This is a genomic window from Comamonas sp. F1-6 (assembly GCF_039581415.1).
GTDB classification, from domain to species: Bacteria; Pseudomonadota; Gammaproteobacteria; order Burkholderiales; family Burkholderiaceae_C; genus Comamonas; species Comamonas thiooxydans.
In genome coordinates this window covers 64,188-76,849 of sequence record NZ_JBCPWN010000006.1, presented here as the reverse complement: position 1 = coordinate 76,849, position 12,662 = coordinate 64,188, and the positions used below count along the sequence as shown (strand labels likewise).

Annotated in this window: 10 protein-coding genes; 9 read left to right on the top strand and 1 reads right to left on the bottom strand. The window is 61.5% G+C overall.

The genetic code is table 11. From position 1 onward, the window contains the following. Positions 1 to 24: 24 nt before the first annotated feature. Complete coding sequence (locus AAIL66_RS08320; protein WP_034380034.1) at positions 25 to 945, bottom strand: AAA family ATPase; 921 nt, start codon at positions 943 to 945, stop codon at positions 25 to 27. 36 nt (positions 946 to 981) lie between these two features. Here AAIL66_RS08320 and AAIL66_RS08315 point away from each other — a divergent pair, with 36 nt between their 5' ends. From AAIL66_RS08315 to AAIL66_RS08275, 9 genes are all read left to right on the top strand, one after another. Then, positions 982 to 1,941 carry a histone deacetylase family protein gene (locus tag AAIL66_RS08315; RefSeq protein ID WP_003053043.1) on the top strand — a complete coding sequence of 320 codons (960 nt, stop codon included), beginning with the start codon at positions 982 to 984 and terminating at the stop codon, positions 1,939 to 1,941. A 21-nt stretch (positions 1,942 to 1,962) separates the two neighbouring features. After that, a complete protein-coding gene (locus AAIL66_RS08310) occupies positions 1,963 to 2,739 on the top strand; it encodes an enoyl-CoA hydratase (protein WP_343496447.1) in 777 nt (258 codons plus the stop codon). A 401-nt stretch (positions 2,740 to 3,140) separates the two neighbouring features. Next, positions 3,141 to 3,890 carry an electron transfer flavoprotein subunit beta/FixA family protein gene (locus AAIL66_RS08305; protein WP_242882034.1) on the top strand — a complete coding sequence of 250 codons (750 nt, stop codon included), beginning with the start codon at positions 3,141 to 3,143 and terminating at the stop codon, positions 3,888 to 3,890. Positions 3,891 to 3,904: 14 nt separating this feature from the next. Further along, on the top strand, positions 3,905 to 4,837 hold the full coding sequence (locus tag AAIL66_RS08300; RefSeq protein WP_148748547.1) for an FAD-binding protein: 933 nt from the start codon (positions 3,905 to 3,907) through the stop codon (positions 4,835 to 4,837). A 140-nt stretch (positions 4,838 to 4,977) separates the two neighbouring features. Then, entirely contained in the window at positions 4,978 to 6,108 is a 1,131-nt protein-coding gene (locus AAIL66_RS08295; RefSeq protein ID WP_034356912.1) for an ABC transporter substrate-binding protein, read from the top strand. 283 nt (positions 6,109 to 6,391) lie between these two features. Beyond that, positions 6,392 to 7,348: a nitronate monooxygenase family protein gene (locus tag AAIL66_RS08290; RefSeq protein WP_034356911.1), complete on the top strand. Its 957-nt coding sequence runs from the start codon at positions 6,392 to 6,394 to the stop codon at positions 7,346 to 7,348. A 240-nt stretch (positions 7,349 to 7,588) separates the two neighbouring features. Continuing rightward, entirely contained in the window at positions 7,589 to 9,319 is a 1,731-nt protein-coding gene (cydD, locus tag AAIL66_RS08285) for a thiol reductant ABC exporter subunit CydD (protein WP_343496446.1), read from the top strand. Next, the gene (locus tag AAIL66_RS08280) at positions 9,316 to 11,040 is read left to right on the top strand and encodes an ATP-binding cassette domain-containing protein (RefSeq protein WP_343496445.1); all 1,725 of its coding nucleotides are present in this window, start codon (positions 9,316 to 9,318) and stop codon (positions 11,038 to 11,040) included. The genes cydD and AAIL66_RS08280 overlap by 4 nt, the downstream gene beginning before the upstream one ends. 31 nt (positions 11,041 to 11,071) lie before the next feature. Beyond that, positions 11,072 to 12,661, top strand: a complete 1,590-nt coding sequence (locus AAIL66_RS08275; protein WP_034356909.1) for a cytochrome ubiquinol oxidase subunit I — start codon at positions 11,072 to 11,074, stop codon at positions 12,659 to 12,661. Position 12,662 lies beyond the last annotated feature (1 nt).

Genomic DNA, 12,662 nt, shown 5'->3' with positions numbered 1-12,662 from the left:
TCATGACGAAATACATCGGCAGCATCAAGATAGCGGTACGGCTTGCATCATGGCGCGCACCTGCTCCACGGCACCACGGCCTGCATGGCCCACGGGAACCAGACGGTGGGCAATCACCTGAGGGAGTATGGCTTGCACATCGTCGGGCGCCACATAGTCGCGGCCTTCCATCAGCGCGATGGTCTTGGCCGCACGCAGCAGCGCGATGCCTGCGCGTGGTGACAGGCCCTGGGCAAACCACTGGCCGTTGCGTGTGGCGGCAATCAGATCCTGCACATAGTCGAGCAGGGCGTCGCTGGCATGCACGGCCAGAGCAGCAGCCTGCAGTTGCTGCAGCTGCTGCTGGGAGATGACGGGCAGCAGTGCATCGGCAGCGGCGCGCCGGCCATTGCCCGCGAGCAGCTTGCGCTCGGAATCGCGCGAGGGATAGCCCAGGCTGATGCGCATGAGAAAACGGTCCAGCTGGCTTTCGGGCAACGGGAAGGTTCCCAGCTGCTCCAGGGGGTTCTGGGTGGCAATCACAAAGAAGGGTGCGGGCAGGCTGTGGGTCTTGCCTTCGGTCGTGACCTGGCGCTCCTCCATGGCTTCGAGCAGCGCACTCTGGGTCTTGGGGCTGGCGCGGTTGATTTCGTCGGCCAGCAATACCTGAGCAAACACCGGCCCGGGATGGAACACAAAAGCCTCTTGTCCGCGATCGTAGATGGAGACCCCCGTGAGGTCGCTGGGCATGAGGTCGGCGGTGAACTGCACACGAGAGAACTGCAGGCCGAAACTGCGTGCCAGCGCATGGGCCAGGGTGGTCTTGCCTACACCAGGAACGTCTTCGATCAGCAGGTGACCGCCTGCCAGCAAACAGGCGACACCGTCTCTGACCTGATCCGGCTTGCCCTCCATCACCGTGTTAAGCTGACTCAAAAGCGCATTAATTGTGTTCTGTGCATGCATGGCAGAAACATATCCTAAATAAGCGATAGCGGAGACATGACTGTGGGCAAGACAGGTTATTTCACCCACCGGGATTGCTGGTTGCATGAGATGGGGCCGGGCCACCCTGAATGCCCGGCGCGGCTGGACGCGATAGAGGACAGGCTGCTGGTCAGCGGCGTGGGCGATGCGCTGGAGCGCTGCAATGTGCCGCTGGCATCATTGGCAGAGATCGAGCTGGCGCATGACCCCATGCATATTGCCGCCCTGCAGGGCCTGACCGACCGGCTGGAGCAGGAGCTGGCAGCTGGCGGGCCCGAGCACAGGCAGCTCGACACAGATACCTCCATCAACCGCCACACCTTCAAGGCCGCACTGCGTGCTGCAGGGGCCACACTGGCTGCTACCGATGCCGTGCTGGCCGGTGAACTGGAAAATGCCTTTTGCAGCGTGCGCCCGCCTGGTCACCATGCCACGCGCAACCAGGCCATGGGTTTTTGCTTTTTCAACAATGTGGCCGTGGGCGTCAAGTATGCGCTGGAGCGCCACCATCTCAAGCGCGTGGCCGTGATCGACTTTGATGTACATCACGGCAACGGCACGGAAGACATCCTGGCCGGTGATCCGCGCGTGCTGATGTGCGGCATCTTCCAGCATCCCTTCTACCCGTTCAGCGGCGACAAGGACCCGGCCTCCAATATGCTCAACGTGCCCGTGGCCGCTTACACAAAGGGCATGGACATTCGAGAGATCATCGAGATGATGTGGATTCCGCGCCTCGAAGCATTCAAGCCCGAGATGATCTTCATCAGCGCCGGCTTTGATGCGCATCGCGAAGACGATATGGGCCAGCTCGGCATGACGGAAAACGACTTTGCCTGGATCACCACTCGCATCAAGGACATCGCACGGCGTTTTTCCAAGGGTCGCATTGTTTCCTGCCTCGAAGGCGGTTACGTAATGGACCCGCTGGCGCGCAGCGTGGAAGCACATCTGCGCGTATTGGCCGATATCTAGTCCGAAAGCAGGGTGACAGCAATGAGCGATTCCTTGGTACAACTGAGTCAGGATGAGCGCGGCGTGGCACGCATCACGTTGAGCGACGCGCAGCGTTTCAACGCCTTGAGCAGTGAAATGCTCATGGCCCTGCAGTCGGCGCTGGATGCCGTGGCCAAGGACGAGCAGGCGCGTGTGGTGGTGCTGGCCGCCCAAGGCAAGGCCTTTTGCGCCGGGCATAACCTCAAGGACATGGCGGCCCATATGGAGCTGGCTTACTACCAGCAGCTGTTTGCCCAGTGCAGCCGCATGATGCTCTCGATTCAGAAGCTGCCTGTTCCCGTCATTGCAAGAGTACAGGGCATCGCAACGGCAGCAGGTTGCCAGTTGGTGGCGCAGTGTGATCTGGCCGTGGCCAGCAGCGAGGCTCGCTTTGCCACCAGCGGCATTCAATACGGCTTGTTCTGCTCCACGCCCAGCGTGCCCTTGGTGCGCAACATGCCGATCAAACAGTCCATGGAAATGCTGCTGACGGGTGAGTTCATCGATGCGCAGACGGCTCTGCACTACGGTCTGCTCAATCGCGTGGTCGAGCCGGAGCGGCTCGATGCCGGGGTGGAAGAGGTGGTGTCTGCCATCGTGAGCAAGCCCCGGGTGGCCATCAGAATGGGCAAGGAGCTGGTCTATCGCCAGCGTGAAATGGGCCTGGAGTCGGCTTATCAGCTGGCGGGTCAGACCATGGCTACCAATATGCTGGATGCCGACGCGCAGGAAGGCGCTCAGGCTTTTGCGCAAAAGCGCCGGCCTCGCTGGCGCTAAACCCTGGATTTGCGCTCCCCGGCCTTCGTTGTTGGGCAGGCGGAGCTGCGTGGATGGCGTCGTTCACAGCGCGGAGTCTTGTGTTTTCGGCCCGTCCATTTGAACGACGAGGCCGCTTTCTGGCAGTGTTACCGTGAGGCCTATCTGGATGCAGGCATGGCACTGATGGACTCAATTCCTAGGTTTTACCCTGATTTGACCCATCTGAGACCCATGATTTCGCAAGGCTTGTGCATAAAATTGAACGGTCGTTCTTTTTTATGCCGTTCCACCTGCGAAGGCTGCTGCACAGATCTCCGGGCAGATTGTCTGGAAAATTGTGCAGAGAGTGTTGCGGTGCCGCATAAAATGAATCCAGTTTACGTAAACGTCAATGCAGTAATCATTAAGGAGCCGCAGCAATGAAGGTATTGGTCCCTGTCAAGCGCGTGGTGGACTACAACGTCAAGGTCCGCGTGAAGTCGGACGGCACGGGTGTGGACATCGCCAACGTCAAGATGAGCATGAACCCCTTTGACGAAATCGCCGTCGAAGAAGCCGTGCGCCTGAAAGAAAAAGGCGTGGTGACCGAAGTCATCGCAGTCTCCTGCGGCGTGGCCCAGTGCCAGGAAACCCTGCGCACGGCCATGGCCATCGGTGCCGATCGCGGCATCCTGGTCGAGACCGATGTCGAGCTGCAGCCCCTGGCCGTGGCCAAGCTGCTCAATGCCTTGGTCGCCAAGGAGCAACCCGGCCTGATCATCTGCGGCAAGCAAGCCATCGACGACGACGCCAACCAGACCGGCCAGATGCTGGCGGCCCTGGCCGATCTGCCCCAGGCCACCTTCGCCTCCAAGGTCGAAGTCGCCGGCGACAAGGTCAACGTCACTCGCGAAGTGGACGGTGGCCTGGAAACCGTGGCCCTGTCCACGCCCGCCGTCATCACCACCGACCTGCGCCTGAACGAGCCCCGCTACGTCACCTTGCCCAACATCATGAAGGCCAAGAAAAAGCAGCTGGACACCTTCAAGCCCGAAGACCTGGGCGTGGACGTGACGCCCCGCCTCAAGACCGTGAAGGTCTCCGAGCCTGCCAAGCGTGGCGCTGGCGTCAAGGTGGCCGATGTGGCCGCTCTGGTCGACAAGCTGAAAAATGAAGCCAAAGTGATCTAAAGGAAGAACGACAAATGACTTCTCTCGTTATTGCAGAACACGACAACGCTTCGATCAAGACTGCGACCCTGAACACCGTGACGGCTGCCAAGGCTTGCGGCGGTGATGTGCATGTGCTGGTGGTTGGCGAAGGTGCAGCCGCTGCAGCAGCCGCTGCCGCCCAGATCGCCGGTGTCTCCAAGGTCATCCATGCCGACGGCGCCAGCCTCAAGGACGGCCTGGCCGAGAACGTCGCCGCCCAGGTGCTGGCGATTGCCGGCAACTACAGCCACATCCTGTTCCCCTCGACCGCCTCGGGCAAGAACGTGGCGCCCCGCGTGGCCGCCAAGCTGGACGTGGCCCAGATCAGCGACATCACCAAGGTCGACTCCGCCGACACCTTCGAGCGCCCCATCTATGCGGGCAACGCTATTGCCACCGTGCAGTCCGCCGATGCCGTCAAGGTCATCACCGTGCGTACCACCGGCTTTGACGCAGCCGCTGCCACTGGCGGCTCGGCGGCCGTGGAAACGGCGGCAGCCGTGGCCGACAGCGGCAAGAGCGCCTTTGTGGGCCGCGAAGTGACCAAGAGCGACCGTCCCGAACTGACGGCAGCCAAGATCATCGTCTCCGGTGGCCGTGCTCTGGGCTCGGCCGAGAAGTTCACCGAAGTGATCACCCCTCTGGCCGACAAGCTGGGTGCGGCCATCGGTGCCAGCCGTGCGGCCGTTGATGCGGGCTACGCGCCCAACGACCTGCAAGTGGGCCAGACGGGCAAGATCGTGGCGCCCCAGCTGTACATTGCCTGCGGCATCTCGGGCGCGATCCAGCATCTGGCGGGCATGAAGGACTCCAAGGTGATCGTGGCGATCAACAAGGACCCCGAAGCACCGATCTTCTCGGTGGCCGATTACGGTCTGGAAGCCGATCTGTTCACGGCTGTGCCCGAACTGGTCAACGCGCTGTAATTTGGCGCACATCAAAAGAGGGGCTTCAAGCCCCTCTTTTTCCATGGGCGCCTGGCTCGTACAGGTCAGGTCATCAACAATAATTCGGCAGCTGCATGGGCGCTTCAGACCCACTGCATTGATGGAGAGGGAGACTCTGAATGAATCGCAAGCATTGGGTGTTGGCGCGAGCCGGTTTGGTCGCCATGTGTGCAGGTGCTGTTTTGGTGGCACAGGCCTGGACGGTAGGGCAGGTGGCCCCGATGTCGGGGGCCGAAGCCAGTCAGGGGCGGGCCTATGCGCAGGGCATGCGTCTGTACTTTGACCAAGTCAACAAGGCCGGTGGTGTACAGGGCCAGCCTGTGGAGCTGGCCGTGCTCGATGATGTGGGCCATCCCGAAGAGACCGTGACCAAGACGCGCAAGCTGCTGAGCGAATCCAAGCCCGTGGTGCTGGCAGGCTATTTCGGCAATCGCAATCTCTTGGCCTTGCTGGAGAGCAAGGCTCTGGATGGCTCGCAGATTCCGCTGGTGGGTTATCAGAGCACGGATACCCGTGTGCTGGCATCACCCCAGATGTTCTCCACGCGTGCAGGGCTTGTCGAGCAGATCGCAAAGATTTCCACCCACCTGGCCACCGTAGGCATCACGCGGCTGGCATTGGTGTTCGAGGAGCGTCCCGATGCACAGGAGCTGACGGCCTTGGTGACCAAGGCCGTGAACCCCAGCGGGGCCAAGCTGGTCGCATCGGCCATGCTCAAGAGCCGAGGTGGCTCGGACAAGGCTGTGCAGGAGCTGCAGGCTGCGAAGACTTCGCCTCAAGCCATCCTGTTGGTGGCTTCCAGCCCTGCCACGGCGGCATTTGTCGAGGCATATCGCATGGAGGGCGGTACTGCCCAGGTCTATGCCACGGCCGAGGCCGATATCGAGCAGTTGGCCAAGCGTCTTCCTGTGGAGTACATGAGCGGTCTGTCGATTGCCCAGGTGGTGCCCAGTCCCTATAAGGTCTCGGGCAAGCTCAACAAGGAGTTTCGCGACGCGACGATTGCTGCGGGCAAGTCCCTGGACGTTCCGGTGAGCTTTGCGATGATGGAAGGCTTTGTGAATGCCAAAGTCATCGTGGAGGCCATGCGTCGCAGCCAGCCGGTGACGCCGGAAAAAATGAGTGCCGCCTTGCGCGGATTGGAGTCTTATGACCTGGGTGGCTACTGGGTGAACTTCAAGCCCGGTCAAGTGGGATCCAAATATGTGGACCTGTCCATCGTCAATGCCGCCGGGCGTGTGACGCAGTAAGAAACCAAGGCCTGACGCAGCACCGCGCTCAGGCCTTTTTTGCGCCTGCTCCCATCACGATGCTCCTCCGTACACAGAGAAGGCAAAACTGTTGCCCTGGGGACAGGGAGTGGCGCCATGGCAGGCGAAACTGGCCAAAGGCCAGTCGGACGGCTTCACCGTCGGCACAGGGGTGCAAACAGTGAGCCGTCCTTCGAACTGCTTCTGAAATAAGAGCTGCCTGCGTATCTGGAACAAACGCTACAGCCCTTTTTTATTGATAAAACGAAGAAGGAGACAACACATGTCCAAGCTGCCACCTGCCCTCAAAAAGCTGGCTCTGCCTGTCATCGGCTCGCCGCTTTTCATCATCAGCAATCCCAAGCTTGTCATCGAGCAGTGCAAGGCCGGTATCGTCGGCTCCATGCCTTCTCTCAATGCCCGCCCGGCCGAGCAGCTGGAGGACTGGCTGGCAGAGATCACCGAGACTCTGGCGGCCTGGGACAAGGCCCATCCCGATCGCCCTTCTGCACCATTCGCCATCAATCAGATCGTGCACAAGAGCAATGACCGTCTGGAGCACGACATGCAGGTCTGCGCCAAGTACAAGGTGCCCATCATCATCACCAGCCTGGGTGCGCGTGAAGATGTGAATCAGGCCGTGCATGGCTGGGGCGGTGTGGTGCTGCACGACATCATCAACAACAAGTTTGCTCGCAAGGCCATTGAAAAAGGTGCCGATGGCCTGATCGCCGTGGCAGCCGGTGCTGGCGGCCATGCGGGTGTGAAGAGCCCATTTGCCCTGGTGCAGGAAATTCGCCAATGGTTTGACGGCCCTCTGGCGCTGTCCGGCTCGATTGCCACGGGTGGCTCGATTCTGGCGGCCCAGGCCATGGGTGCGGACTTTGCCTATATCGGATCGGCCTTCATTGCCACCGACGAGGCGCGTGCCGTAGAAGCCTACAAGCAGGCGATCGTCGAGGGCAGCTCCGACGACGTGGTCTACAGCAATCTGTTCACAGGCGTGCATGGCAACTATCTGGCACCTTCGATTCGTGCGGCCGGTCTGGATCCGGAAAACCTGCCCGAATCAGACCCCAGCAAGATGAATTTTGGCGGCGGTGCGCAAAAGGCCTGGAAAGATATCTGGGGCTGTGGCCAGGGTATCGGTGCCATTGACAAGGTGCAGTCCACGGCGGAGCTGGTGGCTCGCCTCAAGCGTGAGTACGCCGAAGCCAAGGCAAGCCTGCTGGTTGCCTGAGGCAGCTCACTATCTTCTGTGTCAACGGCGTCTTCGGACGCCGTTTTTTATGGGCGGCTTGCTCACTTGATGTTGCTCAAGCACGACTTGTGCAAGGGTTAACCCTTATTAAATCGCTTCGGAGTTGATGCGTATCAATGTAGGCCTGGTCCTGCAATTGGCTTTTGCATATCAAGTCATGATGATTGTCAAAAGAAGAGTAGTATTCCGTTAATTTCAGTAAATACTGAAAATTGAGAAATGCAACACACCCCTTCTTCCTCCACCGACAAACAGGTCGATACAGCACATGCCGAGTTGGCGAGCGTCATCCGTCGCCTCAGCGCGGGAGCTGTGTGGCAGGTGTTTGCCGGGCTGATATGGCTGCCGCAGGCAGCCTTGCTGGCCTGGGCTGTGCAACTCATGGCCAACGGTCAGGGCAGGGCCGCCGTCTGGCCCATGGCTGCTGGCGTGTTGTTGCTGGGCTTGCTGCGAGCCTGGGCAGAAGGCCATGGCGGCATGCTGGCTAACCGTGCAGCGCGCGCGCAGCTCAGCAGCTTGCGCGCCCGGGTGGCGCAGTCGCTGGCTCAGACATCGCCGCTGGACAAGAGCCGCCCAGCTTCCGGCCAGGCGGCTAGCGCCATGGCCGAGCAGGCCGAGGCCATTGTTCCGTGGCTGGCGCGTTACCAGAGCGCGATGTGGCGTGTGCGTCTGCTGCCCTTGGTGATTTTGGCTGCCGTGGCCTTGCAGTCATGGGTCGCTGCTCTGATTTTGATGGTTGCCGCGCCGCTGATTCCGCTTTTCATGGCGATCGTGGGCTGGCGTGCCAAGGCGGCCAGCGAAGAGCAGATGCTGCAGCTCGGTCATATGAACGCTTTCTTGCTGGACCGCCTGCGTGGCCTGAGCACGCTACGTGCACTGCATGCCGTGGAGCTGACGGGCCAGCGGCTGCGTGACCATGCCGAAGACCTGCGCACCCGCACCATGCGCGTGCTGCGCATTGCCTTTCTGTCTTCTGCGGTGCTGGAGCTTTTCTCGGCACTGGGTGTGGCCATGGTGGCCGTCTATATAGGTTTTCACCTGCTGGGCACGCTGAATTTCGGCGCCTGGGGCGACAAGCTCGGTCTGGGCCAAGCCATGTTCGTGCTGCTGCTGGCGCCGGCATTTTTCGAGCCTTTGCGCGATCTCTCGGCCGTCTGGCATGACAGAGCCGCAGGCGAGGCCGCACTGCAGACCTTGCAGAGCATGCAGGCGCAGTCCATGCAGATTGTCGGTGCACAACATGCCGCTGAAGCATCTCCGGTCGATGAGCAGTCATGGCCTGGCCAGCCTGTGTCCGTAAGCGTTTCGGGACTCAAGGTTCAGGCGCCAGGCAGTGACTCCAGCCTCGCGCCGCTGTCTTTGCACATACAGGCCGGCGAGCATGTGGCGCTGTGGAGTCCCAGCGGCAGCGGCAAATCCGTGCTGCTGGCGCAGATTGCTGGCCTTTTGCCGGTACAGCAAGGCCGTATCGAAATCGACCGGCAAACGCTTGAGACCGGCAGTGCTACCCAGCTGCGCCGGCGCATGGCCTGGCTGGGTCAGTTGCCCCATGTCTTTGCCGGCTCGGCCGCGCGCAATATTGCGCTGGGGCGCAGCTCGGTAGGACCCAAGCAGATTGCCGAAGCTACGCAGCTGGCGGCACTTGATGAGGCCCTGGAGCATCGCCCCGGCGCAAGCCTGGGTGAGGGCGGCGCAGGCCTTTCCGGTGGCGAGGTGGTACGTTTGGCTCTGGCACGTATGGCCGCGCAGACACGGGCCGGACTGCTGCTGGTCGATGAACCTACTGCTCATCTGGATCCCGAGACAGCAGCCCAGATTACGCAGTCTCTGCGCCATATGGCCAGGGGGCGCACCATGCTGGTCGCCACCCACGATGCACAGCTGGCCGCTGCCATGGATCGCGTGATCGAGCTGCCGCTGCTGCGACCGGCGCGGGAGCCGCAGCCATGAAGATGCGAGCCATTTCAATGCGCGAGATGCTGAAGCTGCTGGGCCAGATGGCGCCGCACAAGCTGTGGCTGGGAGGTGCCGCCCTGGCAGCGCTTACGGTGCTGATGGGCATGGCATTGCTGGGTTTGTCGGGCTGGTTCATCACGGCCACGGCCCTGGCCGGGCTGGTGCCTGCCACGGCCCTGGTGTTCGATGTGTTCATGCCCTCGGCCGGCATTCGCCTGCTGGCTGTGGGCCGCACCGGTGCCCGCTATGCCGAGCGCCTGGTGACTCACGACGCCACACTGGCTGTGCTGGCCGCTTTGCGCCAGAGACTGTTCCTGAGCTGGGCTCGCCCGCAGGCCGCCCGTCTGCTGCTGCAGCGCCCGGCCAGGCTGTTGCAGCGTCTGACCTCCGATGTGGATGCCCTGGACAATCTTTATCTGCGCCTGCTGGTGCCCGCCGTAGCGGCGCTGGGCGCGGCCTTGCTGGCGGCTCTGGCCTACGGGTTCATGCGCTGGTGGCTGGGCCTGTTGACCCTGGCGTGGATGCTGCTGACTGGCTGGGGCATTGCCCTGTGGCATGGCTTGCGCAGCCGCAAGGCCGCTGTACGCCGTGCCATGGCACTGGAGGCCATGCGTGCCCAAACCGTGGATCTGGTTGCAGGCCAGACCGAGCTGCTAATGGCAGGCCAGTTGCCTGCCCAGGTGCAGCAAGTGCTGCACAGCGATGCGCGCTGCGCCCAGGCCGATGAGCGGCTTTATCAATCCGAAGCGGCTGCCGCCCAGGCTTATGGTGCGGTGTCTGCCATTACTTTGAGCGCATCCGTGCTGTTGATGGCCTGGTTGATGGAACAGGGCCGCATCAACGCGCCGGTTGCTGCGCTGGGTATTTTGCTGGCACTGTCGGCAATGGAGCCGTTTGCAGCTCTGCGCAGAGGGGCAGAACAGGCCGGGCGTACCTGGCTGGCGCTGCGCAGGCTGGCTCCACCGCTGGCGGCCAAGGCCGAAGCGGCAGAGAGTCCGCAGCAGCCTGTGCAGAAGCTGGCCGTCAGCCTGCAGTCTGTCCGACTTCGTCAATTGGGTCCGATAGACCTGAACGTGCGCCAGGGCGAGCGCGTGGTGCTGATCGGCAGCAGCGGTGCAGGCAAGACCAGCTTGCTGCATTTGATGGCGGGTGAGCTGCAGCCGGACGAAGGCGTGGTTCAGGCCCGCGGCTGCAGCTGGATGACACAGAGAACCGAGCTTTTTCAGGACAGCCTGCGCAACAACCTGAGGCTTGCCGATGCCAAGGCCGACGATGAGCAACTGTGGGGCGTCCTGCAGGCTGCAGGTCTCAGAAGCGACGTCATGGCCCTGCCACAGGGGCTGGACACCATGCTGGGTGAAGGCGGCCTGGGTCTGTCCGGAGGCCAGTCGCGCCGGCTGGCACTGGCCAGACTGCTGCTGAGCCCGGACCGCTGCTGGCTGCTTGATGAGGTGACGGAGGGACTGGATGCCGTCACTGCTGCCGATGTGCTGAAGCGGTTGGTGCAGGCGGCTGAGAGCGGCTCGCGAACGCTGATTTTTGCCACGCATTGGCAGCGTGAGGCGAGCCTCGCCGATCGCATTGTGTATCTGCAGGCAGGACAGGTAAGAACGCAAGCCCTGCGCGGCACGCCAGAGTTTGAGCAGTTGATGGCAAGGCTGCGACCCGATGCGCTGGGTGCTGTTGCACCGCAGTCCATATGTTTTTCCGATTGATTTTTGAAGTACCGAGAGAAAGGACCTGACCATGGACCTCGACATCGTCGATTTATCGCGACTGCAGTTTGCGATAACGGCGCTCTACCACTTTCTGTTTGTGCCGCTGACACTGGGCCTGTCCATACTCGTTGCCATCATGGAGACGGTGTATGTGATGACCGGACGAGCCATCTGGCGCGACATGACCAAGTTCTGGGGCGTGCTGTTCGGCATCAACTTCGCCATGGGCGTGGCCACCGGCGTGGTGATGGAGTTCCAGTTCGGCATGAACTGGAGCTACTACAGCCACTATGTGGGCGACATCTTTGGTGCGCCGCTGGCGATCGAGGGTTTGATGGCCTTCTTCATGGAGGCGACCTTTGTCGGCCTGTTCTTCTTTGGCTGGGATCGCCTCTCCAAGGTCAAGCACCTGATCGTCACCTGCCTGATGGCCATAGGCACCAACTTCTCGGCACTATGGATTCTGGTCGCCAATGGCTGGATGCAGAACCCCGTGGGTGCTACTTTCAACCCCCAGACCATGCGCATGGAAGTGAATGACTTCTTTGCCGTGCTCACCAATCCCGTGGCACAGGCCAAGTTTGTGCACACGGTGTCGGCGGGCTATGTCATGGCCTCGCTGTTCGTGCTGGGTATTTCGGCCTGGTATCTGCTCAAGGGTCGTCACATCCATCTGGCCAAGCGCTCGATGACGGTGGCCGCATCCTTTGGTCTGGCTGCTTCGCTGTCGGTGGTAGTGCTGGGTGACGAATCCGGCTACCTGTCCTCGGAACACCAGAAGATGAAGCTGGCGTCGATCGAAGCCATGTGGGAGACCGAGCCCGCACCGGCCTCTTTCACGGCCTTTGGTTTCCCCGACCGCGAGGCGCGCGAGACCCATTTTGCCGTGCACATCCCATGGGTCATGGGCCTGATCGGTACGCGTTCGCTGGACACCCAAATTCCCGGCATCAACGAATTGGTCAAGAGCGCCGAGGGCAATATCCGCAACGGTATCGACGCCTATGACGCGCTGCAAACCATTCGCAAGGCCAGGACCGATGCCGAGATTCCCGCCGAGGCACGCCTGCGCTTTGAGAACAATGGCGCCAATCTGGGCTACGCCCTGCTGCTGATGCGCTATGTGGATGACCCACGCAAGGCGACCGAAGCACAGATCCATCAGGCAGCAATGGATACCGTGCCGCCGGTCGGTCCGCTGTTCTGGACCTTCCGCATCATGGTGGCCCTGGGCATGTTCTTCATCGTGCTGACCGGCACCTTCTTCTGGCTGGCTGCCCGCCACAGGCTGGATGCCTACCCCTGGCTGCTCAAGGTTGCCGTGTTCTCGATTCCGCTGCCCTGGATCGCCGCCGAATGCGGCTGGGTGGTGGCCGAGCTGGGTCGTCAGCCCTGGATCATCGAAGGCGTGCTGCCCACGGCCATGGCGGTTTCCAATCTGGGCGCGAAGACGCTGTTGCTGACCATTGCCGGCTTTGTGCTGATTTACACCGTGCTGCTGGTTATCGAGCTCAAGCTGATGGTCAAGGCCATCAAGAAGGGCCCCGAGCATGAGAGCGAACCTCACCTCAGCCTCTACGAACCCATGATCAAGAAGCTGGCACGCGGCCAAAGCTGAG